This is a genomic window from Paenibacillus sp. FSL F4-0243 (assembly GCF_037963295.1).
In the GTDB taxonomy this organism is placed as follows: domain Bacteria; phylum Bacillota; class Bacilli; order Paenibacillales; family Paenibacillaceae; genus Paenibacillus_AQ.
Genome location: NZ_CP150151.1, coordinates 4409483 through 4434815, shown reverse-complemented (window position 1 = coordinate 4434815; position 25333 = coordinate 4409483). Strand labels below are relative to the sequence as shown.

The following is a 25333-nucleotide window of genomic DNA, read 5'->3' as shown; positions in this document are numbered from 1 at the left end:
TCATTCACCATTAATAACTTCTGAACTCATTTGTCCTATGATCTCTAGTAACGCGGATAAGGAGGCACGATCGGAATCGGTTCTCCAAGCGGCATAAAGGGGAATCGATGGTGTGCTTTCTTCAAAGGGACGAAATACGACACCTTCGCGCTGAAAAATAGCAACTGAAGAGGGCACAATGGAAACTCCAAGATTAGCAGCTACCAAGTTTACAATGGTGTACATCTGAATGGCTTCCTGTACAACATTCGGATACATGTCGTGTTGGGCGCAGAAGCTCATAATGAGGTCATGAAAAGGAGCTCCTAAATGACGTGGGAACGATATAAACGGCTTTAAAGCTAAAGAGCGAATGGATAACACCGGTAAATGAGCTAGGTGATGCTTCTCTGGCAAAACGGCAACAAGCGATTCATTGACTAAGGGACGATGGTCGATATGCTTGCCCGACTCTGTATAACGTACAAATCCAATGTGAATCGTTCCTTCATGTAAAGCCTGCCACTGCTGAGCAGACGTCATCTCATGTAATGTGAGTTGTACTTGTGGATAACGTTCCCGAAACATTTTTAACATATCGACCAATACTCCACCAGCTGCAGAATCTATAAATCCAATGTTCAAATGTCCGATAATTCCTTGATCGACTAATTGTGTTGTTTTAATAGAGCGTTCCAGTTGAGATAAAATGGATTTAGCCTCCTCTAGAAATACCGCCCCCGCTGGCGTTAAACGAACTTGTCTTTTGTTCCGTTCTAATAGTTTCACACCAATCTCATTCTCCAGAGCTTGAATTTGCTGGCTTAAGGGAGGCTGCGTCATATTCAGCTTCTCTGCTGCACGGTTAAAATGCAGTTCCTCTGCTACTGCGATAAAGTATTGCAATTTTTTTATGTCCATACTGTTCAATCTCCCTTGAAATGCTTCTCCAAGCAAGTATAAGGATCTTTGAACGAAAATGAAAGGAAGGGCTCGTGGTCCCCCCATAAGCCTCCCACCCCATCTTAATTTTTGACAAAAAACATTATTGCAATTAGATCGTAGAATTTGTTAAAGGGGACTAGAGATGGTTTTATTCGAGTGCACGATGCGCTAGACTAGATATGACGAACTGTTTAGATTGGTCATAAGGGGGAGAACGACGATGATAAGAGGATTAACAACAGCAGGTTTGGGTGAGATGGGTTCTAATGAAGAATATATCAGACTTGCGAGCCAATTCGGCTTTCAGTCGATAGACGCAAATCCATTGGAGTTAGTGCAGCAGTATGGTAAGGATGGGGCTGTTCAATTACTGGAAAGACATGGCATCATGTTAGGATCATTTGGTTTAGCGGTAGATTGGCGCACGACAGAGGATAGCTTCAGGGAAGGGTTGAAATCGCTTACCCAAATGGCTGAGGCCGCTGCTGTATTAAATTGTACGACATGTTGTACATATATTTTACCTTCGACAGATCTTCCGGTCGCAGCTTTTATGATTGCAGCCACAAGACGTTTAAGACTATGCGCGGAAATATTAGGCGCTTATGGAATTACATTAGCATTAGAGTTCGTAGGCCCTCATCACTTACGTACACAATGGGCAAATCCACTGATCTGGACGATGCAAGATACGTTGAGCTGGATGGAGACGATTCAAGTAAGGAACATCGGATTGTTATTGGATTCTTACCATTGGCATACGAATGGATTAACGAGTGAGGATCTGCTGAAATTACAACCGCATCAAATTGCATATGTCCATATTAATGATGCTAAACCTCTACCGATAGAGGAATTGTTAGATTTCGATCGATTGTATCCAGGAGAAGGTTCTATTGATCTCACAGGATTCTTGGGAAGCCTGAAAAAGATCGGGTATGCCGGTGTGATCGCCCAAGAAGTTCTGGCGCCAGCTTCCGCGCAAAGTTCATCTGAATTATTTTCTCGTTCTAAAGCAGGCTTCGATAAAGTATTCTCATCACTGGAAAACGTACCCATATAGAATGAACTTGAAAATATTCAAAAAAGGGAAAAGTGGTCGAAGGGAATTTTGGAACTGAAGGAGCGGTAGCGTCCGCCCGAAAGCTTTCCGTAGGAAAGCTCGCTTCGAAAGCATAGGCAGTCTGCGGATTTCAACCGTTAAGAACGGTATAAATCAAGAAATCTGCAGACAACAGCGGCCGGAAGTCCAAACATTCTCTGGAGTCGCGACCAACCCGAAATAGGAAAATCATCAGATCAATCTATTTAGCATTTGATGATCTCGCGTAAATTAAGTTCTATAAAAACTTCTGCCAAAGTGTTGGTAGAAGTTTTTTTCTGTTAGCAAACGCTCTCCCCATGTGATAGTATTTCACTAAAATACGGAGATGATTATTTAACGGATCCAATGTTAGTGAGAGGGGAACAGTCGTGTCGATTCGGATAAAATTACTGTTATCTTATACGGGAATGCTAGTCGTTAGTTTACTTATCATCGTAATGACGGCAGCTTTATTTACAATTGCATCTACAGGAGATGTTCACAGTCTTCGGGATTTTTATAAAGTGCACTATCAATTAAATCCGTTGTCGGAGCAAGAGGAATCTATTTTTTTAGAATTAAAGTATTTAGCCAAGCATGACCCGGATGAATTGCAGAACAAGGATTTGTTACTGGAATATGATTTTAAGCTAAAGACTGAGAAAGCGGGACTATTTGTAAGGCGAGTGAATGACCCTGTGTTTGAATCGCGCACCTTCAATCAACCTGAATTAAAGGATGCTTTACCTCCTTACGATCTCAATAACTATCAGATTCGTAACACGTTTAATATTAAAGAAAGATTTTATGGATATGCCAAATTTGACTTTAAATATTCGGATGGGGCGAAAGGCAGTGTTTTCGTCATCAAAGAGCATAGCCCTTTTGCGGAACTCACACGGAGGCTGCTACCAATCTTTTCATTGATATTAATTGGCGTTCTTGTGATTGCGAATGTGCTATTATATCGCTGGATTACAAGAAGTGTTATTAAGCCACTGAACAAGTTAAGGGATTCCGCAGAACGAATTCAAGAGGGTGACCTTCAATTTGAACTTAACCTGCAATCCAAAGATGAGATTGGGGAGTTAAATAAAGCGTTCGAGACAATGAGGCAGAGGTTGCAAGAGTCAGTGAGCCTTCGTCTGCAATATGAGGAGAATCGGAAAGAATTAATCTCAAATATTTCACATGATTTACGTACTCCGATTACGAATATTAAAGGGTTTATTGAAGGCATACGAGATGGTGTCGCCAATACACCTGAGAAGATGGACATGTACGTCGATATTATTTATAACAAAACCATTGGAATGGATAAATTGGTTGATGAATTGTTCCTATATTCCAAGCTGGATTTGAATCAGGTCCCATTTTCGTTCGAAGCAGTGGATATTATTGCATTCCTTGAGGATTGTATCGAAGAGATGCGCTACCATAACGAAAATAAAGGAGTTTCATTTCAGCTAGACGACAATAATTCCGAACGTATTGAGGTTATAGCAGATTTGGATAAATTAAAGCGGGTATTACTGAACGTAATTGGAAATGCGCTGAAGTATATGGACAAGCCGGACCCTTTCATCCGTTTTTCTTTGCAAGTGGATAGCGAATGGGTGACTGCTGAAGTGAAGGATAATGGAATGGGTATTGATGCCGAAGCTCTTCCACATATCTTTGAACGGTTTTATCGTGCAGAGCCTTCTCGGAACCTATCGACAGGCGGTAGCGGACTTGGTCTTGCGATAGCTCGTCAGATTATTGAAGGGCATGGTGGGTCGATATGGATGGAAAGTGAACCAGGTGTGGGATCAAGCTTGTTCTTTACTTTGAAGCGAACGACCGATGAAGGAGGATTTCATTCGCATGACAAGGATTCTGATTATTGAAGATGAGGCAACGATAGCGCAATTGGAAAAGGATTATTTTGAGCTGAACGGTTTTGCCGTTGATATATGTCATACAGGTTCTGAGGGGCTTGGGCAGGCTCTTGAAGGGGATTACAATCTTGTTATCGTAGATTTGCAGTTACCTGGCATCGATGGCTTTGAATTATGCCGCCGTATTAGGGAGGCTAAGGAAGTGCCGATCTTTATCGTATCTGCTAAGAAAGAGGAGATCGATAAGCTTCGGGCATTTAATCTCGGAGCGGATGATTATATTACGAAGCCCTTTAGTCCAAGTGAATTAGTAGCAAGAGCGAAAGCGCACCTAACGAGATATGAACGTATGCTCAGCAAGCTAGAACCAATGGAGAAGCATGAGATCCAAATCCGTGGAGTTCATATCGATAAAAATGCCCGCAGGGTGTTTGTACGTAATCATGAGGTTTTGTTTACCGCGCGGGAGTTCGATGTACTGGTCTTTTTAGCGAGTCATCCGAATCGGGTATTCAGCAAAGATGATCTATTCGAACGGATCTGGGGGATGGACTCCAGCGGAGATATCGCAACGGTTACGGTTCATATTCGCAAAATACGGGAGAAGCTGGAATCGGACCCCTCGAATCCACAATATATTGAAACAGTGTGGGGTGCGGGATACCGATTTACGGTGTAATGGCATTTTCTTGACGATTTTCGATATTTTTAAGCTCTAGTTAATACTTTATTAATAAATCGTTTCTGGGGAGTTTATTTCTTTCCTTTATCATTCAGTTATAGACATGAACAACAAATAACTTAATGATCTTAGGGGGAAATATAGTGAAAATCGTAGCTAAAAAAGCAGCAGCATTAATGGTCGCAGCAACACTAGGAGCAACCTCTTTACCCTTTGCGGTGTTAAATGTACAAGCAGCACCTACATCAGGCAACATAGGAATATCCGCAGCTGCATCTAAGTTATCAGATAAAGAAATTCAAGAAGCCGTTGAAGTACTTGCGGGATTAGGTGTGTTACAGGGTTATGCAGATCATTCGATGGGTGTGAACAATCCAATCAATCGTGCAGAATTAGCGAAAATGGTAGTATTGACTTTTAAATTACAAAGCACTGAAGAGAACACTGCCCCATTCACCGATGTGAATTCGAACGTATGGTATTACAAATATGCGTCAGTACTTGTTGGTTTAGGGATAATGGAAACGGAAGATGGTAAATTTAGCCCTAATAAAACGGTAACGGATGAAGAAATCGTGCAAGTTGTATCGAAGGCGTTGAAGCGTGATGTCTTATCGGTTAACTACTGGGCTAATAAATTGCAATTCACTTCTGGACCTGTAACACGTGGCGAAACAGCGGCCTTACTGAATACAGCACGTAAAGCAATGCCATCCGATAAAGCTCAAATTACAAGTGTGAAATCGATCAATGAAATTACATTAATCGTAACCTTAGATGCTCCTTTGACAGCTGAGAATGAGGTGTTTGCTAAAGCAAAAGAAGATTTTGTATTCAATGACGGTCTAACCTTAACGAATATGCCGCGGCTGAAATCGGGTTCTGTTGCAACGTACATTGTTCCTACATCGGTGCAAAAAGCTGGAACAACCTATAACTTAACGTACAAAGGTAAGAATGCAGGATCATTTGTAGGAAACGCAGCCAAGGTGGATATGACAGCAACCACTCAGGTAACCAACGACACCTTTGAGATTGAAGCACTGAAAACAAATGGCGTCATTGACTATGGATATGTCATCTCTGCATACAGTGGTGGACGTGGTGCTAACGCATTTGTTTTGGATGAGAACAACAGAGCAAATGGCATCACGTATCAAATCATTCCTTCCATGCAAGGTAGACAAGTAACGATTACCCCAGAAGGTGGAGAATCCATCGTTGCCAAGTATGTTCCATTTACACAATCAACAGATGGTAAGATTGAGCCGAAATTCCGGCTTCCTGAAGGACAAGTCTTGAAACCGGGTGTGAAATATACCGTAACATCTGACTGGGCCAATATTGCAAATCCTTCATTCGAAGCAAAAGAAATATCTCCACTGCAAATCTCTGGCGCTGAAGCTGTCACCGATACATCCATCAATGTATCCTTGGCTCAAGACCCTGGCGATGAATTGTTTTCGGGCCGTAGTGTACAACTAACCGCTCCAAACGGAGACAAATGGGTTGCAACCTATAAATTCTCCAGTCGTAAAGGTGCTGTTGGTGTATTCGATATTACGAATAGCGGTAAATTGGCTGCTGGGACAGTGTATACTGTAACACCACTAGGCGCATGGGCAACTTCTCAAGCCACATTCACTTCGAAATAAGGGGAGTCTACATGAAAGGTGTTGAATGTCATGCGCTTTCTCGTCTTAACATTCTTCCTCTTTATATCAGGATGTCAGACCGATGATTTCAAGGTGTTAAACAACCAAGGGCAGCAATCAACTCAGGAGGTGAATAATGAAATGGATAAGCTGAATCAAGCACTGTTAGCAGCGACTCGTCAAGGAGATAAGGAGCTTATAACAAAACTACTAACAGACGGTGCAGATATTGATGTTACAGATAATGAGGGTAGAACGCCCGCTTTAATCGCTGTACACACGAATCAACTGGATATATTCAAATTATTGCTTGAAAAAGGTGCCAACATCAATATCCGCGACAATCGCTCGGATAATCCACTTCTTTATGCAGGCGCTGAAGGAATGCTTGATTTTGTGAAGGTATCTATTGCTGCAGGTGCTGATACCTCAATTGTGAATAGGTTTGGGGGGACCGCACTCATCCCTGCTGCAGACCGTGGTCATGTGGATATTGTGAAAGAACTTCTTACAAGTTCTGACGTCAATATTGATCATGTCAATAATCTGGGTTGGACTGCATTACTAGAAGCTATCATACTAGGCGATGGGGGCAAAGAACATCAGGCTATAGTGCAATTGTTAATACATCATGGTGCTGATATTCATATAGCAGATTCTAACGGAGTTAGTCCCTTACAGCATGCGCAAAATAGGGGTTATCATGAAATGGTAGAAATGCTAATGAACAAGAGTAGTGATTCGATATAATTTTTAAAAAAGGAACTCCGCTCAAAACGGAGTTCCTTTTTTTTGTCCTTTGAAACTAGGATTACCCACCTCTATAAACCTCATAATATAGTATAATCAGACTATAATATTCAATAGTGGAAGATGGGAATATAGCACTATTAAATTTATCGAAGAATGAGGCGTACATGAGAACTTCGGAGAATAAAATTAAGTTAAGTCATATGTTATACATAGTAGTATTTATCGGTCTCTTGATTGTTGTGCGATGGGGCTGGCATAATCATTTTTCGTTGTCCAATCCACCTGCTGTGAAACAAGGTGTATTAGATTTACGTGGGGTGGATATTGAATCACTAAGCTCCTTTCCGCTGGATGGTGAATGGGAATTCTATCCTGAACAATGGGTGAACGCTACCAATATTAACAACGCTACGAAATGGCAGAGGCTTCAGGTGCCGGGTAACTGGACTTATAAATTCAATCCGGCAGATCAAGAGAAGGCATATGGATACGGAACTTATCATTTGCGTATTCTGCTGGATCAACCCTTATCTGAGCCGCTTAGCTTTTGGTTTCAATCGGTCTATACTGCTTCTGAAGTGGAGATTAATGGAACAGTCCTCTCACGATTCGGTAAGTTATCTGAAGAGAAAGAAGGCCATGTTTCTGTCACGAAGTCATTCTTGATCAGTTATGTACCGACAGATCAGAACCAAATGGATCTATTTGTTCGAGCGTCAAATTACGGGTCTCCGTTAAAAGGAGGCATTGTTAGGTCTGTAGAGTTTGGCATTCAACACGAGATAGATACAGTCTACTGGAATTCCATTGGCTTGCAGCTAGTTGTAGGGGTATTGCTTTTGATTCACGGGCTCTATTTACTGATTATTTATTTGATGGATGTGCGAAAAACAGAGTTGATTATTTTCTTTTCGATGATGGTCGCAGCAGCTGTATCTATTGGGGTTGAACATAATGGACTATTGTTCCGGTTTCTTCAAGTTGATTTTGCCTGGACATTGAAGCTAAAGGTTCTTTCATACATAGGGTTTTGCTTGTTTCTGTTCCTCATGGGAAGAGAGCTCTTTGGGAACCTGCGGAAAGGTAATGCTTTTTATAGTTATATCCTCTCACTCCTCGGTTTTACCCTATTTATAATCTTTGGTCCAGAAGAGACAGTGCTGTATTCGATCGAAAAAGGGGTCTATATGATCCTGTATTACATTCCAGTATTTTGGACGGCTTATTATTTTATGAAAATGGTATTTATTCAAGCTGAGGGAGCTCTATTTTTATTATGTTCAGTGCTAGCTGTGATTAATAATATATTGTGGGCGTCTGTCTATTACGCAGGAACCTCACAATTCATGTTTTATCCTGTAGATTTAATTGCTGCACTTGCCGCTTTTTCTACTTATTGGTTTAGGAGATATTTTCATCAATCCCATCAAAATGTGTTACTGAATGCTCAATTGGCTGAATCGAACAAATTAAAGGATCGTTTTTTGGCCAATACATCTCATGAACTACGGACTCCTTTGCATGGGATTATGAATATTGCTCAGAGTGTGCTCATAAGAAAGAAACATGTACTGGATGAAGAGAGTCAACGTGACATGGAACTGCTAATAATGGTCAGTCGGCGGATGTCGCTCATGCTGAACGATTTGCTAGATGTAGTGAGATTGCAGGATAAACGGATTGTGATGAACATCAAGGTGGTGCAAGTAAGGTCCTTGGCTGAGGGCGTGCTGGATATGTTACGCTTCCTGACCGGTGAGACTAAGGTGGAGCTTCGCATGGACATTAATGAGGATTTGCCGTGTGTATATGCTGATGAGGAACGATTGGTACAGATTCTGATTAATCTAGTTCATAATGCGCTTAAGTTCACCGAACAGGGAAGTGTTGTACTGTCAGCAGAACAAGTGGATGGGCAGGTATGGATCCATGTTACGGATACAGGAATTGGTATGGATGAGGCACTGAGAAAGCGTGTATTTATGCGTTATGAACAAGGAGCTTACGGTGAAGGTGGTATCGGTCTGGGTCTTAGTATTTGTAAAGAGTTGGTTGAGCTGCACGGTAGTGAATTATTATTGCAATCGCAGCCGGGCAAGGGAAGTAAGTTCAGCTTCAAATTACCTGAAGTAAATGAGAGTGTACAGTCTTCCATTTCTGATATTCATATAGAAAAAGATACGGACCCATTGTCACCTTTCAGTGAATGGATCACTGCTGAGGTATCTACTATGGTGGCCGCCACATACTCCACGAAGGAAGTAGAGCCACTCTCGAATACAGACGCTGATATTATTCGTGTTCTGGCGGTTGACGATGATTCGGTCAATCTAAAAGTTTTGCAAAATATTTTGTCAGATGGAACATATCAGATGGTGACTGCGACTTCTGCACGTGAAGCGCTGGATAAGTTAAACCATGATCGATTCGATCTGATCATCGCTGATGTGATGATGCCGGGTATGTCTGGTTACGAAATGACTAGATTAGTCCGCGAGCGGTTTACGATGTATGAATTACCTATTATTCTACTGACTGCACGCAGTGAGCGGGAAGATGTCTATGCGGGCTTCTTGGCTGGAGCAAACGACTATGTTACCAAGCCGGTAGATGCAATGGAGTTGAAGTATCGTGCCTTATCACTTTCATCTATGAAGCGAGCGGTCAATGACCGGTTGAGGATGGAGGGTGCTTATTTACAAGCGCAGATCCATCCACACTTTCTCTTCAATACACTGAATTCGATCATGTCCTTAAGTGACTTTGATACTGCCAAAATGAGAGAGTTATCAGATGCGTTCACAACTTATCTGCGCATAAGTTTTGACTTCTTAAATGCAGGCAAGCTCGTTACGCTGTCACAGGAGCTTGAGCTGGTGGAGAATTATATATATATCCAGCAGCAGCGTTTTGAGGAGAGACTCCATGTGGAATGGAAAGTAGATGCGAATCTTGAAATGTTGATGCCTCCGCTTACGATTCAACCACTAGTTGAGAATGCTGTTCGACATGGCGTCTTAAGTCGGGCTAAAGGCGGAACACTGCGTATTCACATTGAGACACGTGCGGATGCTGTTCATTTTAACATTGTAGATACAGGGATTGGAATGGACGAAGCACAAGTCAGCATGCTGTTAAATCCGAATGGCTATAAGAATCAAGGTATTGGACTGCTTAATACGGATAGAAGATTGACACAACTATATGGACGTGGCTTGCAAATTCAAAGTATCCCTGGTTTGGGAACTACGGTGTCATTTATCATTCCTGATAAAGATTAATTGTGATCATGGGGGAACTCCTTGGAGTTATCCCTTTTTGGTGTTTTCTTTAGGAAATTATGTGAATATTTCACTATTGTTGCATCATTGATTGTAAAAATAAAAGCTACCTGCCATTATTACAGAGAAAGGAAAATTTGTAATCAAAAAATCATTCATGATAGGAGAATTAGAATGACTAATAACTTATTTGTAAACGAGACAAGAGAACAACTGAGCTGGATGAATTGCCCCGAACGTTGGGAGTTTACAGACTTAGATGAGCTTACAATAATTGCACCACCTAAATCGGATTTTTTCCAAGACCCGGCAGGAAAACATATGGTAAGCTCAGCGCCATTCTTATCTACACCTGTTGGAGATTCATTTGAATTGACAACCAGACTTCGTGTCGAAATGCGCCATAAATATGATTCAGGATGTCTCATGTTTATGATGGACCATTATAACTGGGCCAAAATTTGCTTTGAGTTTGACGGACAGTATCCCATAATCGTGTCTGTGGTGACAAGGGAAGGGATGTCAGATGATTGTAACTCCGTACAAGTTGCTGTGGATAATCCATATTTGCGTATCACCAAGCAAAATCATTGTGTTACTTTCTCCTATTCAGAGGACGGAGCGAACTGGGCACTGATCCGATATTTTGGAATGAAGGAAGGTGCTGAATGCGTAGCGGGTGTTGTCGCACAATCTCCCCAAGGTGAAGGCTGCTCATTGAAATTCGACTATTTGAGTTTGTCGGAATCGAAGGGTGAAAGCCGCTTCTAATGGATCAATTTTTAATGAACAATCCTTTTCGGTCTAACTGTAATTGTTTTGAAGTGAATTGGATGATGAATTCCTCCACGGCGGATATGGTAGCAATGATACATACAAAGACATTCCAAATGGTGTGATCGATGTGGAGAAGCCATAGAGGAGTTATAAATAAGAGGAGTCCGGTCAGTTTATTGCCATAGGTGTGAATGCTTGCGTAAGTTTTGAATCTTCGGAGGGCAACCCCTATCGATGTTAGACGGATGACCGCGATCATGAAGATCCATATCATGATTTCGAGCGTAAGTCCCAGAAGCGGATATAGTGTAAATAAGGAGACCGCTATCAGTATCGTGTCGGCTGCGGAATCCAGTTTTGCTCCAAGGCTACTTGTTGTGTTCGTCATTCTAGCAATAGGTCCATCGATCAGATCGGTGACCCCGCAAAGGATATAAATTACAAGGAAGGCCAAACTTAGCGGATCGAGGAATAATAACAACATTGCCAAAATGATTCTGCCAAACGTAATTCCATTGGGTATTCTCTTCATCATTTAATCCCACCTTTGTATACGACCTTATCTTATTTCTATTTTACCAGAGGAGTGCAAATTCTATAAAAAACAAGCCGGAGCGAATGCTCGCTCCGGCTTGTTTCTATGTTTGTTAAAGCTTATTGCGCGGATACAGACTTGAACCATTCGTTAACTTCTTTAGTGATTTGGTCACCGCCATTGGATTTCCAATTGGCAACGAATTGGTCAAAGGAGTCTACTGGCAGTTTGCCATAAATAATTTTGTTGAAAGTTTCCATTTCGGACTGACGAAGCAGGTTCCATTTGGAAACCATTGTTGGTGTAGCAGCACCAGTAAAGTAGTTTTGTTTACGAACGTCTAGTTGTGACATAACCACTTTTCCTGCCGCCCAGTTTTCTGGTTTACGGAACTCTGCCATTTGTTTTTCATAAGGTGTTACAGGTGTCTCGCCGTCAGCAAGTTTAACCAAAGTCTTCATAAACAGATCAGGAATACGGGCCGGACCTGTTAAGAATGGGAATTCATTGGAGAAGTCTTTAATCTTGTCTTTATCACTTGTTGGTTCTCCATCAATCATATCCCAGTCGTAACCTTTAGCAAAGCCATATTCATATTGACTGCCTGCAGCAGGGTTAGCTAAGTTATCAAGCAAGTAGTTATAGTACAAGAAAATAGCTTCTGGATGCTTAGCATCCTTGTTAATCATGATACTAGCATTTACACCGGAATTCTGCCATTTGGTTCCAATCAAACCATCTGGTCCTGCTGGAACCGGATAACCTTTAATCTTCGCTCCAGGTACATTCTTCATAAGATCGGGAGCTGGCCAGTCTGGAACCCAGTTGGCGCCTGGCAGAATACCAGCTGCACCTTTCGTGAAGCTCTCAGCGGATTTACCTTCATCCCAAAGGGCGGAGTCCGTGTGAATATATCCTTTATCCATCCATTCGCTAAGCTTTGCGAGTGCTTGCTTAGCACCTGGGTTAATGGAACCATATTCAAGATTGCCATCTTTATCTTTGTTCCATTGTTCCTCAATTGTACCGTATGCCCCGAATAACCAGTCTAGTTGGCCCATCCAGGTATTTGTGTTGTTTTTCAAAGAAATTGCAAGCGGGTACACATCTTTAGGCGCTAACCCATCAGGGTTTTCGTTCTTAAATTTATCCATGATGTTCTCAAGATCGGCGATGGTCTTAGGCGCTTCCAGCTTCAGCTTTTCCATCCAATCTTCACGTAACCACAAGAGCGTATCATCATTGTCGGTATATTCAAGGATCGGCAGATTATATTTCTTACCGTCTTTAGTGAATGGGTACCAAAGTTCTGGATGTGCTGCAACGTGATCTTTCAGAATTTTGTTTGCATACTTATCAAACAACTCATCAATAGCGATGAACTGACCGGAATCAATAAGCTGATTGGTCAATACTGCGTTAGTTGGTGCAAAAACGAAATCAGGAAGCTTTTCGCCGGAAGCAATGGCAAGTTGAAGCTTTTGTCTGTATTGATCGTCATTTGCAGGATACCAAGTATCTTTATGCTTCATACCCAATGTTTCAAGCATCCAGCGATCGTGAACGTTGTTTTCTTTGGTATCACCTTGAACATACTTCTTAGGCATCAATACGGCACTGAACTCGATCGGTGGATCGTATTTGCCTTTTGCGAAAGCAGCATCTGCTTCGGATTGGGTATTATTGGTAGCGTTACCATTTTTGGCATTCTCATTAGATGTGCCGCTACTGCCACATGCTGTGAGAGTGATAAGTGCTGTGACCGTGAGAAGCGACCACATTTTCTTGAACTTGATCATTCTTCAATTCCCCCTACTGTGTATGATCTTTACAAGTGTAACTTTAACAACTTGTCGGGGATGTCATCTATATGAGATTTTTAGTTTCGATAGGACTCTATCATGTTATTTGTTAGTATCTCTATATTCCTGCGGCGTTACCCCAAACTGCCGTTTGAATACTTTGATAAAATAAGCAGGGTCCATATATCCAATCTCCATGCTGATTTCATAGACTTTTTTATTGGTGGTCTTCAGCTTATGACAGGCACGATCCATCCGCAAGCGCGAGATATAATCGCTAATGCCTTCACCTGTTTCAATCTTATAAATTTTTGATAAATGGGTCGGATGGAGGTTTACATGGTCAGCCAGAACACGTAATGATACATCATCATGCAAGTTCTTATCCGTATAATCTTGAATTTTCTTTACATACTCGGAACGTATGTCTTTGATTTCGTTGGATGTGCCTTCTTTTAGATTGGCTAGAACACTTAGCGACCATTTTCTTAGTTTACTAATGCTGGTAAAAGCATCCCCACTTTGCAACGCTTCTATATCGGTCCCCATTAAGTTTGCTAGCGTATGACCATTGCGATGTGCAAGATTCGTGAAAGAAGCAGTAATTAAAAAGCCAGCCTCCATGCAATGCTCCCAGGATTCAGACCATTTCTCATCCAGCTCGGCACAGACGGCAAGCAATTTCTCTTCGGCCGCATCCCAATGTCCACTCTCCAGTAGATGAATCAAAGAGGGTGGGGTATAAAGAGCGTCTAAAGGCCCTTGTGCTGAGGGAAGCTCTAAGTCACTGACCCGCATAATGAATTCTCGCTCATCTCCGACAATTTGGCGGAAAGAGGAGGAGGCCTGATGAAAACGATTCGACAGCTGCTCAGGAAACTTGAACCACTCCGTGATTACAATGGATAGTGAGCCTTTCAGAAATTGCTTGACCTTATATTGAAGTTGTAAAGAAAGCTTCTCTAATATGGATTCTTTTCCAAGATCAGTTTCTTGTTCTTTAAGCTGTAGCAGAAACACAAGATATCCATGTTCCTCTTTAACGCCCCAGACTTCCATAAATTCTCCCATAATCTCTTCAGCCATATTAATAATCGCATATTCAATCAAGGTTTGATCGGTATTATCAAATTCTCTGAATTCTTCTTCCATTCGTACCAGCATCAATGCGGCTTCTCCGGATTGAAAGGGCAGATCGTAACTCACGAGCTTCCGTTCCCATTCACCGGCTTGAAAACGATGACCTTGTAAGGCATCCAGTAGCAAACGCCCCCGTAAAACAGGGAGGTTCTCCCGGAGGGTAAACTGGGTTCGTTTAAGAGAACTTATAAGCTCCCATTCAGCATTCAATTGATTGATCGCATTTTTGACTGCTCCGAGCAATTCGTCATCAGTCGGCGGTTTAAGCAAGTAATCCACGGTCTTGTTCTGAAGTGCTTTTTTGGCATAATCGAATTCTGAATGGCCGGATAAAATAATACATTTAATTTTTTTGTTATGTTTTCTTATCCGCTCTATCAATTCGATTCCCGTCATTTCTGGCATTTGAATATCTGAGATTACTATATCAATGGGATGCGTATCGATAATTTGTAGCGCTTCACGTGCGGAATAAGCTTTATGCACATGTTCAATTCCTAGCGTATGCCAGGGTTTAGTCATGGAAAGATTATCTACCCAGTGTGCTTCGTCGTCTACTATGATCATCTGCATGTTGTTAGTCTCCTTGATGTTCCTTTAATTTATAACTATCATCCTCAGTTGGGATTTCCCAGATAATTTCTGTTCGGAATCCACCGAGAGGGGATGGCTTGAAGGTAAGACTTGAATGATTGCCGAACAGGTGAATGATCCGCTGATTTGTATTCCAAAGACCACAACCCATTTCCTCCTGCAAAGGCTCCTGCATTTTACGGTTTAATGCTTCTAGCTGATCGGGATTCAAGCCAGGACCATCGTCATCGATATAAATTCTACAGAAACCGTTTGACTTCTCACCACTAATCTTGATCTCACCTGATGAATAGGACTTCGCTACTCCATGAATCACAGAATTCTCCACCATAGGTTGAAGCATTAGGCGAGGTACAGATTGGCTAAGCATATCCTCAGGAATATCAATATGATAATCAATTCTGCCATTACGCAGTTTCTGGATATCTAAATAGTTGACCAAGAGCTTGATTTCTTCCTCCAAAGAAGCCGTCTCCCGTTCCATCCGGGTGGTATAACGATAGTAAGCACTTAGATTATAAGCCATTGAGACGACTGCGTCCTCATCTTTCATCTGGGCCATATTGATAATATAACCAAGACAGTTATAGAGAAAATGTGGATTAATTTGCGCTTGAAGCTGCTTGAGGGTAGCTTCTCTAGCACGGATCTTTTCATTAAATACATTTTCTATCAGGTCTTGAATTTGATGGGACATATCGTTAAAACGACGGAACAGAAACGAAAACTCATTTTGCTCATTGCTATGAAGCCGAACGGAGTAATCTCCTTGCTGTACGCGCTGTAAACCACTGACTAGTTTTTTAATCGGATATTGAACGTTTCTATACAGCAGAATGGAAGAGGATACTCCCACAACAAACAGCAGAATCATTGTGATATAGAATAAATCTCGACTAAGAGAAATCGGTTTGAGAATTTGATAAAGGGGGACAACATCTACTAAATGCCAATCCAAAGAGGCTGATTTCACAGAACTGACCAAATAGTTCTTCCCATTTAGCTTCACTACATCCTGAGTTGTATTCTCCGGAGAGTGATTATCCAGGTAATTAACTAGTTCGTCGGATAGCTGCTTGTCCGCGCTACGGTTGAGGATCGGTTTCTCCCCTTTGTGATAGAAGAACGGATCGCCTTGCCCACCTGCTTTGTACGAATCGAGCATGTTCTGAATGTTCGTATAACTGAAGCTGGCTTCAATGACTAGGCTACTTCCTGTTAATGTCCCCGGCTGAGCTAAGGAATCCGTTAAGAACCAGTAAAAGGATTTTAAATCGCCTTGAGATTCCACACCATGATCACCATACGTCCATCTTCCGCTCATATTTGCTTTTAAATAATCCTCATCATACCCGATGGGTCTGTCGTAATTGGCGATGACATCTTTATTCTGCTGTGAATGAACGGCGTATCTGGTCGGCCAAATATCTGTAACCCCAGCTTGAAGCACCATCTTTTCCTGGAGAATATATCTGGTCTGCATCTGATCATATCGATCTTCCCATACATTTAGTCCATTGAATGCCCTGACGTTGGGATCTCTTGAGAGAATAAGGGTGAAGTCCATCATCTGATTAATTCGAGAATCGATCTGATTGGATAAAAAAGTGAGTTGTTTCGTATTGGACGTCTGCAACTCTTTGCCAACAACCTCGAAGGTGACGTTATTTGAAAAGGTATACATGATAATGATGGGAATGAATAGGAGTATGATCAAGCTGTTTATTTTGGCAAACAGACTAAATCGAGATTGTAAGTTTCCTCTAAGTATTGTAAAGCGCTTCCATAAATTCATAAATGCCCCTCCAGATGTTGTCCTAATAAAACCCTATCAAGCCTAACAATGTTATATAGTCAAACCTGAGAAACGCCTGATACTATTTATAGCAGAGATCCCCATCACACACAAAATATTTTTTTTGGGAACAGGAGAGAGCTATGGAGGCTAATATGGAGGTTAACTCGATACCACAGGCGAGCCTAGAAAGTCAGCCGAGTAAAAAAAGAAAAAAAGGCTTTAATCAACCATGGATTCTCCATTTTATGGTGTTGCCAGCGGCAATCATGGTTTTTATTTTTTCTTATATTCCGATGTCCGGAATTCTTATGGCATTTCAAGACTATAAACCTGCACTAGGTTTTTTTGATTCCGAGTGGGTCGGACTTAAGCATTTCAGGTACATGTGGGAGAATGATTATTTCCTGTCCATTACGTGGAATACGTTATTTTTTGCTTGCTCTAAAATTGTTTTGAACTTGATTATTCCGTTTATCTTCGCCTTATTGCTTAATGAGGTAAGAAGAATGGGCCTTAAAAGAACTATTCAAACACTCGTTTATCTTCCGCACTTTCTGTCTTGGGTTACACTTTCAGGGATTCTCATTGATATCCTTGCTCAGACAGGTATTGTCAATCAATTCCTCACATCTGTATTCGGCATCAAGCCGATTTTCTTCCTAGGAGACGGCAACTGGTTCAGGTTCACTATCATTGCTAGTGATGTTTGGAAAGAGTTTGGTTTCAATACGATTATCTTTTTAGCGGCACTTTCGGGTATCAATCCATCACTTTATGAAGCTGCTGAAGTGGATGGGGCGGGGCGTTGGAAACAAACGATGTATATCACAATTCCTGCGTTAATCCCAATCGCTATCGTAATCGCCACCTTGGCACTGGGTAATGTGCTCAACGCAAACTTTGACCAGATCTTTAACTTGTACAGTCCATTGATCTATCAGCAGGGAGATATCATTGATACTTTCGTGTATAGAGAAGGTCTACTAAGCGGACAGTTCAGTTTCGCAACCGCAGTTAATCTATTCAAATCGTTAATTAGCTTAGTCTTAATTGTAGTCTCTTACCGACTTGCTTATAGATTTGCAGGGTACAGAATTTTCTAGAAAGGATGACAACTGATGTACCATAAAACAATTCCATATCGAATATTCAGTATTATCAATAATGTGTGCTTGACTATCCTTTCCGTGCTCTGCCTGCTACCTTTGTACCACTTACTCATGGTATCTCTTAGTGCATCCGCACCTGCTAATGCTGGATTAGTCACATTCTGGCCGATTGGCTTTACCTTTGAAGCCTATGCAAAGACGTTTAATAATGTCAATTTCCTTAACTCCTTGTGGGTGTCTGTGGAACGGACAGTACTCGGAACAGGACTAGCGCTGGTAGTAAATACGGTTGCAGCTTATGCGCTGTCTAAGGAAACAAGAGTCTTTCGTGCAAGAAACGTTTATCTTTGGTATTTTGTTGTCACCATGCTGTTCAGCGGTGGTCTGATACCGGGTTACATTCTAATTCTGAAGCTTGGTCTTATGAATTCATTGATGGCACTTATTCTTCCTGGATTAGTTGCTGTATTTAACATCATTTTGCTTCTGAATTTCTTCCGTACCGTACCTAAAGATCTTGAGGAAGCAGCTTTTATTGATGGGGCAGGACACTTTCAGACCTTTGTGAAAATATATTTACCGGTCTCCTTACCTGTTATTGCAACCGTCTCTCTATTCCTTATGGTAGGACACTGGAACGCTTATTTTGACGGTATTATTTATATCAGAGATGCAGACAAGCTTCCGCTAGCGACGTTTATGCAGACGATTATCGTTCAGGCAGATATGTCTAAGCTTGATCCGGCAGCCGTTGCTAATTTATCACAACGAACCATCCGGGCCTCGCAGATTTTTATAAGTGCTTTGCCAATTCTATTGGTTTATCCTTTCCTGCAACGTTTCTTTGTAACTGGGATTGTGGTAGGTGCTGTAAAAGAATAATCTCTTTTTAGAAAAAGAGTTTGAAGAAGGAGCTACGGTTCTAGTCCAAGACTAGAACATGTAGCTCTTTTTTTATTTAGACGGATTTCATGGCTAAACTGGATAATTATTGAAAACAATAAAAATATTCAGAAAATTTTCATATGACGATCAAGCTAACATAGGCTATAATGAGGTCTAAAAAAGAAAAAAAAGAAAACGGGGCATAAGAATGAATCAATTTAAAGGTGAAAAAAATCTTCTCTCAGAGAAGAAGGAGCGTTTCTCTTCCGCCGGCTTTATTTTCGCAGCGATTGGGAGCTCAGTAGGACTGGGGAATATGTGGAAATTTCCGTATATCACTGGGGAAAATGGGGGAGCGGCTTTCTTCCTTCTTTTCATTGTATGTTTAGTGTTGATCGGTTTACCCGTATTGTTGGCAGAGTTGGCCATCGGTCGTAGCGGACGTGGAAGCGCGGCTACTGCATTTGTACGAGCCGGAGGCGGGAAGAACTGGATGGCAGTCGGATTTCTGCAAGTCCTTGCACCATTTTTAATTCTTTCCTTTTATATTATTGTTGCAGGATGGACGTTGAACTACGCAATGATTGCCTTCAATGGACAATTGTTCAGTTCCAGTAATTATGCAGGTGAATTCAGCTCCTTTATATCTGGACCTATGCCAATTGTTTGGCAGGGGATAGCAATCCTTATAACGGCGGGTGTTGTTATTCTTGGAGTATCAGGCGGGATCGAGAAATTTAATAAGGTATTGATTCCTGGTCTGGTCGTTCTCCTAATTGTATTAATGGTTCGTGCTGTTACCTTACCAGGTGCAAACGAAGGAGTAGCTTTTTTCCTAAAACCAGACTTTTCGGTGCTGACGGCGGAATCTGCGCTAGTCGCTTTGGGACATGCCTTCTTTTCACTTTCACTTGGGATGGGGATTCTCCTGACTTACGGCTCTTATGTGGATAAAAAACAATCGCTAGGAACTGCTGCACTCGCAGTCGGGGCAGGAGATTTGTTATATGCGTTTATCGCAGGATTGATTATTTTTCCGACGACATTCTCATTTGGCATTGCACCTGATCAAGGTCCTTCGCTAATTTTCATTGCTTTGCCAGCAGCTTTCTCAGCAATGCCATTTGGTGCATTCTTTGGTGGTTTGTTCTTTATCTTGCTGGCGATTGCCGCTTTAACTTCTGCCGTATCTCTGCTTGAGGTGCCTGTATCTTTCGCGATGGAGCGCTGGAATTGGAGCCGTAAACGTTCAGTTTGGATTTTGTCATTAGTATGTTTCCTCCTCAGTATTCCTTCGGCGATGTCACTGGGAATGGTCCCTGAGCTATCGTTTGGCGGCAAAGCGTTGTTCGATTGGGTGGATTTTGTAACTTCTAACATTATGTTGCCACTAGGCGGTTTGTTGGTTACCATCTTTGCCGGTTATTTCTGGAAAGGGGCAGCAGAAGCGGCTGGGCTTAAGGCAGGTTGGTTCCGCGTTTGGTTGTTTATGCTCCGGTATGTTGCGCCGATTCTGGTGTTCTTGGTGTTGCTTCATACTTCAGGGATTATTAAATTTTAATTCAATTTCTAAAAAGTCATCAAAAAAAGCTCTACGACCCTTGTGGTTGTAGAGTTTTTTTTGATATTGAAGATAAATACATTAATCCTCTAAATCCTACTTGACTAGGTGGATTAATTGGAATATAGTATAAAAAAAGATTGAACGAATCAATTCAAAACTAATAATTGTATACAATTATACAAATATATTGTTGAGGCTCTTGCCCGACAGATTATCGATGAGGAGCTACATAAATATGGCGATACGATCACGGAGGTTGTCAAAGGATAATACCTATGATGCATTAAAACAAAAAATTATTGATAGTGAATTAGAGCCGAATCAGCCTGTACATGAAGAAAATTTGGCAGCGTTACTAGGGGTTAGTCGTACTCCACTAAGAGAGGCGATACAGAGATTGGAGAACGAGGATTTTCTCATTCGACAGCCAAATGGAAGACTGCGGGTGGCTTCTGTGACACTCAAAGAGGTTGAAGAAATATTCCAAATTCGCAGCATGCTTGAAGGCTATATCGCAAGAAATGCAGCTAAGCATGCTACAGAGAACGATATTGTTAATTTAACGACGATGATTACAAAAATGAAACACTCCTTCCAACTTGGCGACAATCAGAATTTTGTAACCTATGGATTTGAGTTCCATGATTATTTATCAGAAATCAGCGAACTAAAAACATTCGAGAAAGTTCTGAATCAATTAAGAGATCATTCCCTTCGCTATTGTAGATTCGTCTCCATGCATGGAGATTGGAATACACAGGCGGATGAAGAACATGATCTTATCTTGCAAATGATCGCTGACCACAATGAAGATGGCGCTGAAAAAGCAATGCGAGATCATATTTTAAGCAGTCTAGCTACTGCACTTGACCGGATTAAAGGTATTGAAGAAAAGTTGGAAGCATAAAGAAAGGGGAGCACTTTACTATGAATATACTTAATGAGGTTGATCAAGCATTAGCGAATCAATTAATTGATGTTCGTAGAAACCTACATAGAGAGCCTGAATTAGCTTATGAAGAATTTAAGACCACAGAGAAATTACGGGAATGGCTGACCCATGCCAATATTCATATTCTAGACCTTCCTTTACAAACCGGACTTATCGCAGAGATCGGACAAGGTAATGGACCTGTTGTAGCTATTCGCTGTGATATTGATGCGCTTCCGATAGAGGAACAGACTGGATTATCTTTTGCTTCTGAGATTCCTGGAAAAATGCATGCTTGTGGGCACGATTTTCACACGGCTACGATTCTAGGAGCTGCCTTATTGTTAAAGGCACGTGAAAGTGAATTGCCTGGCAAGGTTAGAGTATTGTTCCAACCAGCAGAAGAAACAGGGCATGGAGCGGAGAGTGTCTTAGCATCAGGAGGACTCAAGGGTGTTGACGCTATATTCGGTTTACATAATTCACCAGACCTGCCTACAGGAGCTTTTGGAACAAGAACAGGAGCTTTAACAGCAGGTGTTGATCGGTTTGAAATTACGATAAAAGGTGTCGGCGCTCATGCTGCTTATCCTGAAAAAGGTGTGGATTCCATTGTCACTGCGGCTCAGATCATTACCTCGCTACAAACCATCGTAAGCCGTCAAAACAGTACCACTGAACCGGTTGTGTTAAGTGTCACCAGAATTAATGGGGGCTTCACATGGAATGTCCTACCGGAAAAAGTGGAATTAGAAGGTACGGTGCGAACTTACAATGAAGAGATTCGTCGCCAGATTCCAATCCAAATGACCCGAATCATCGAAGGAATTGCTGCAGCTGCTGGGGCAGAGGCTAAGCTACATTGGTATCCAGGACCACCAGCAACGATTAATCATGGCGAATGGGCTGACTTTACCAAAGAGGTCGCTTCAGATGCCGGATATATAGTACATGACATTCCACCGCAAATGGGAGGAGAAGATTTCTCCTTTTATTTACAACAGATACCGGGTGCTTTTGTAAATATAGGATCAGGCCCAGCCTATGCTTTACATCACCCTCGATTCGATGTGGATGAAGCTGCGATTTTACCCGCTGCGAAGTACTTCGCTTTATTGGCAGAACAAGCGCTGGTGAAGCTACAAGTCAAAGCTTAATTGATCTCCTAGACCTAAATCCTAAAGATGATTGAGAGGAATGTATATGATTGAACTAAAGCAGGTTTCCAAAACGTTCACTCGGAAAGGAATCACGATTGATGCTCTTAAAGGGATCGATTTAAAGGTCGATAAAGGCGATATCTTTGGCGTTATCGGCTATAGTGGTGCGGGGAAAAGTACATTAATTCGTTTAGTCAATTATTTGGAAAGACCTACTGAAGGACAGGTCTTCGTTGCTGGGCGTGATTTAGGAACCTATAACGATAAAGAGTTACGGGCGGCTAAGAAGAATATCGGCATGATTTTTCAACATTTTAATCTATTAGAATCTAAAAAAGTATTTGATAATGTAGCGATTCCTCTAGTTCTCTTAAAAAAGAATAAGAATGAAATCCGCCAGCGTGTACAAGAGTTGCTAGAGTTTGTTGGATTAAGTGACAAAGCAGGGAGTTACCCTAGTGAATTATCAGGTGGACAGAAGCAGCGGGTCGGGATTGCCAGAGCGCTTGCCTCGAATCCATCCATCCTATTATGTGATGAAGCGACTTCTGCCTTAGATCCACAGACGACACATTCTATCTTACAGCTATTAAAAAAAATCAATGCAGAGTACAACATTACTGTGATGATCATTACACATGAAATGTCTGTCATTCAAGAGATTTGCAACAAGGTGGCGGTGATGGAAGAGGGCCGTATTATTGAGCAAGGAAGCGTTCTAGATGTATTCGGTAGTCCGAAGCATAAGACCACACAAAATTTTGTGAAGACGGTTATTCAGAACAGCATTACGCCAAGCGTCCAAAAATCCATCAAAACAGAACCCGGAAGTGTTCTTTATAAACTTAATTTTGTTGGAGAAAGCGCCTCTGAGCCTATCCTGTTCGAGATGATTCGATCCTTCGATATGAAGGTCAATATTTTATTTGCGAACACGACCGAGATTCAGGAAACGACACTGGGTACAGTAATTATTCAATGCAGTGGAGATACAGCTGAGATTAACAATGCGTTATCTTTCTTAAAACGTCATGGAGTCGTCGGTGTAGAGGAGGTAGAATCTAATGTTTTCGACCACATTAACAGGTGATCAATTTCTGCAGGCGATTATTGAAACGATTCAGATGGTTGGCGTCTCCTTGTTTGTTGGCTCATTGATAGGGATACCCTTTGGGATATTGCTTGTAATCACTCGTCCTGGTGGGGTTTTGGAGAACAAAGCGCTTTACGCCATACTAAATCCGATCATCAACATTATACGCTCTCTGCCTTTTATTATTTTACTTGTAGCGATTGTACCTTTCACACGTTTGATTGTTCATACTTCGATTGGGACAAGCGCAGCGATCGTACCTTTAATTATCTACATCGCACCTTATATTGGCCGTTTAGTAGAGAACTCCCTGCTTGAAGTGAACCCGGGAATTCTCGAAGCTGCTGAAGCGATGGGGGCAACGCCATTTCAAGTGATATGGTACTTTTTGTTGCCAGAGGCGGTTGGATCATTAATTCTGTCTTTGACAACGGCAACGATCGGGTTGATCGGTGCAACTGCAATGGCTGGAACGGTAGGGGGCGGCGGTGTCGGCGACTTGGCGATTGTATATGGGTACCAACGTTTTGATACGGTTGTCGTGGTAGCTACTGTTGTTATTCTCATTATTTTAGTGCAAGGCATTCAATCTTTAGGCAACACGCTAGCAAGAAAAATTCGCCGTTATTAGTCATTACATATTCCGGGAGGGAGTTTGGCAGATGAGTGAATGGAGCAAGCAAGATCGATTTAAAGCGATATTATCTGGAGAAAAGGCAGATCGCCCAATTGTAAGTGGTTGGCGACATTTTATCGACAAAGAACAAACTGCAGATGATTTAGCGCAAACTACGATTTCTTTTACGAAACAATATGATTGGGACTGGGTCAAGATCAATCCTAGAGCAACTTATTTGGCGGAAGCTTGGGGCAATCAATATGATTTTACGGATTATCAGACTGTATTTCCAAGGCAGCAAACAACAGCAATTCCATCAGCGGTTAATCTATGGGATATCGAAGTTAAAAAGGCGGTGCATACAGCTTCCTTGGCCGAACACTTAGAGAGTGTTAGAAAAATTCGTCAAGGACTACCTGATACCCCACTAATCCAAACGGTATTCTCTCCATTGACTGTATTGCTATTTATTGTAGGACGTTCTGCTTATGTTACAAAAACAGTGTTTGGCATTGAGCATCCGGTAACTTTGGAGTCGTTATTTAAGGAGCATCGTGCGGCAGCGCACCATGCGTTACATGCGATTTCATTAACCTTAGCCGATTATGTACAAGAGCTGCAGCAAGTGGGTTCTGACGGTTTGTTCTACGCTGTGACAGGCACCGCTCACCCAGGATTATTTGATGAAGCCATGTTTGACGAGTTCTCCAGACCTTATGACTCTATTGTCTTAGAAGCTGCAAGCTACGGCAAAAACATTCTTCATACTTGTGGGGCTTATGCCCAGCCTGAGAAATTTAATGATTATCGAATTGATGGAATCAGCTGGGATACTGTAGCCGAGGGGAACCCTGGTTTAGAGGCGGATCTTAAAGCTACTAAAGTAGGTGGCGTCGATCATGGGCTGTTCGCTGTAAACGATATCGCACAAATTAAGCAGCAGGCTAAAGAAGCACTGACATTAATGAAAGACCAGCCTTTTATTCTTTCTCCAAATTGCGCTATCCCACTTAATGTGACGGATGAGGCGTTAGCACAGCTAAAACAATCTATATTTGAATAGGAGA

The 25333-nt window shown here is 41.8% G+C and carries 20 protein-coding genes; 15 read left to right on the top strand and 5 right to left on the bottom strand.

The annotated features are described in order from the left end of the window. Nucleotides 1-900 carry a LysR family transcriptional regulator gene (locus NSS87_RS19790; RefSeq protein WP_339242225.1) on the bottom strand — a complete coding sequence of 300 codons (900 nt, stop codon included), beginning with the start codon at nucleotides 898-900 and terminating at the stop codon, nucleotides 1-3. 244 nt (nucleotides 901-1144) lie between these two features. Here NSS87_RS19790 and NSS87_RS19785 point away from each other — a divergent pair, with 244 nt between their 5' ends. From NSS87_RS19785 to NSS87_RS19755, 7 genes are all read left to right on the top strand, one after another. Next, entirely contained in the window at nucleotides 1145-1987 is an 843-nt protein-coding gene (locus tag NSS87_RS19785) for a sugar phosphate isomerase/epimerase (protein WP_339242223.1), read from the top strand. A 410-nt stretch (nucleotides 1988-2397) separates the two neighbouring features. Continuing rightward, the gene (locus NSS87_RS19780; RefSeq protein WP_339242222.1) at nucleotides 2398-3897 is read left to right on the top strand and encodes a HAMP domain-containing sensor histidine kinase; all 1500 of its coding nucleotides are present in this window, start codon (nucleotides 2398-2400) and stop codon (nucleotides 3895-3897) included. After that, nucleotides 3875-4567 (top strand): response regulator transcription factor, encoded by a 693-nt coding sequence (locus NSS87_RS19775; protein WP_339242220.1) that lies wholly within the window; start codon nucleotides 3875-3877, stop codon nucleotides 4565-4567. Before NSS87_RS19780 ends, NSS87_RS19775 begins: the two co-directional genes overlap by 23 nt. A 146-nt stretch (nucleotides 4568-4713) precedes the next feature. Then, complete coding sequence (locus tag NSS87_RS19770) at nucleotides 4714-6225, top strand: S-layer homology domain-containing protein (RefSeq protein ID WP_339242217.1); 1512 nt, start codon at nucleotides 4714-4716, stop codon at nucleotides 6223-6225. A 141-nt stretch (nucleotides 6226-6366) separates the two neighbouring features. Then, complete coding sequence (locus tag NSS87_RS19765; protein ID WP_339242215.1) at nucleotides 6367-6975, top strand: ankyrin repeat domain-containing protein; 609 nt, start codon at nucleotides 6367-6369, stop codon at nucleotides 6973-6975. A gap of 167 nt (nucleotides 6976-7142) precedes the next feature. Next, complete coding sequence (locus NSS87_RS19760; RefSeq protein ID WP_339242213.1) at nucleotides 7143-10259, top strand: ATP-binding protein; 3117 nt, start codon at nucleotides 7143-7145, stop codon at nucleotides 10257-10259. 174 nt (nucleotides 10260-10433) lie between these two features. Beyond that, nucleotides 10434-11030, top strand: a complete 597-nt coding sequence (locus NSS87_RS19755) for a DUF1349 domain-containing protein (protein ID WP_339242211.1) — start codon at nucleotides 10434-10436, stop codon at nucleotides 11028-11030. A gap of 4 nt (nucleotides 11031-11034) precedes the next feature. Here the strand turns inward: NSS87_RS19755 and NSS87_RS19750 are convergent, their stop codons facing one another. The 4 genes from NSS87_RS19750 to NSS87_RS19735 form a co-directional block, all read right to left on the bottom strand. Continuing rightward, nucleotides 11035-11571, bottom strand: coding sequence for a CDP-alcohol phosphatidyltransferase family protein (locus tag NSS87_RS19750; protein ID WP_256716279.1), 537 nt, complete (start codon nucleotides 11569-11571; stop codon nucleotides 11035-11037). A gap of 119 nt (nucleotides 11572-11690) precedes the next feature. Next, the gene (locus NSS87_RS19745) at nucleotides 11691-13370 is read right to left on the bottom strand and encodes an ABC transporter substrate-binding protein (protein ID WP_076299279.1); all 1680 of its coding nucleotides are present in this window, start codon (nucleotides 13368-13370) and stop codon (nucleotides 11691-11693) included. 105 nt (nucleotides 13371-13475) lie between these two features. Beyond that, entirely contained in the window at nucleotides 13476-15086 is a 1611-nt protein-coding gene (locus NSS87_RS19740) for a response regulator (protein ID WP_339242207.1), read from the bottom strand. A gap of 4 nt (nucleotides 15087-15090) precedes the next feature. Beyond that, nucleotides 15091-16902 carry a sensor histidine kinase gene (locus tag NSS87_RS19735; RefSeq protein ID WP_042189548.1) on the bottom strand — a complete coding sequence of 604 codons (1812 nt, stop codon included), beginning with the start codon at nucleotides 16900-16902 and terminating at the stop codon, nucleotides 15091-15093. A 155-nt stretch (nucleotides 16903-17057) separates the two neighbouring features. Between NSS87_RS19735 and NSS87_RS19730 the strand changes: the two genes are divergently transcribed. The 8 genes from NSS87_RS19730 to NSS87_RS19695 all read left to right on the top strand — a co-directional run bounded on the left by NSS87_RS19730 (nucleotide 17058) and on the right by NSS87_RS19695 (nucleotide 25329). After that, on the top strand, nucleotides 17058-18008 hold the full coding sequence (locus NSS87_RS19730; RefSeq protein WP_042132288.1) for an ABC transporter permease subunit: 951 nt from the start codon (nucleotides 17058-17060) through the stop codon (nucleotides 18006-18008). A gap of 15 nt (nucleotides 18009-18023) precedes the next feature. Continuing rightward, nucleotides 18024-18896, top strand: a complete 873-nt coding sequence (locus NSS87_RS19725; RefSeq protein ID WP_042129067.1) for a carbohydrate ABC transporter permease — start codon at nucleotides 18024-18026, stop codon at nucleotides 18894-18896. 211 nt (nucleotides 18897-19107) lie between these two features. Next, nucleotides 19108-20460 carry a sodium-dependent transporter gene (locus tag NSS87_RS19720; RefSeq protein WP_339242205.1) on the top strand — a complete coding sequence of 451 codons (1353 nt, stop codon included), beginning with the start codon at nucleotides 19108-19110 and terminating at the stop codon, nucleotides 20458-20460. A gap of 238 nt (nucleotides 20461-20698) precedes the next feature. After that, nucleotides 20699-21370, top strand: a complete 672-nt coding sequence (locus tag NSS87_RS19715) for a GntR family transcriptional regulator (protein ID WP_042189543.1) — start codon at nucleotides 20699-20701, stop codon at nucleotides 21368-21370. 20 nt (nucleotides 21371-21390) lie between these two features. Next, the gene (locus tag NSS87_RS19710) at nucleotides 21391-22551 is read left to right on the top strand and encodes an amidohydrolase (RefSeq protein WP_339242203.1); all 1161 of its coding nucleotides are present in this window, start codon (nucleotides 21391-21393) and stop codon (nucleotides 22549-22551) included. Nucleotides 22552-22597: 46 nt separating this feature from the next. Then, nucleotides 22598-23644, top strand: a complete 1047-nt coding sequence (locus NSS87_RS19705) for a methionine ABC transporter ATP-binding protein (RefSeq protein ID WP_339242201.1) — start codon at nucleotides 22598-22600, stop codon at nucleotides 23642-23644. Then, the gene (locus tag NSS87_RS19700) at nucleotides 23619-24278 is read left to right on the top strand and encodes a methionine ABC transporter permease (RefSeq protein WP_042189536.1); all 660 of its coding nucleotides are present in this window, start codon (nucleotides 23619-23621) and stop codon (nucleotides 24276-24278) included. Before NSS87_RS19705 ends, NSS87_RS19700 begins: the two co-directional genes overlap by 26 nt. A gap of 31 nt (nucleotides 24279-24309) precedes the next feature. Further along, complete coding sequence (locus NSS87_RS19695) at nucleotides 24310-25329, top strand: uroporphyrinogen decarboxylase family protein (protein WP_339242198.1); 1020 nt, start codon at nucleotides 24310-24312, stop codon at nucleotides 25327-25329. Nucleotides 25330-25333: the final 4 nt, after the last annotated feature.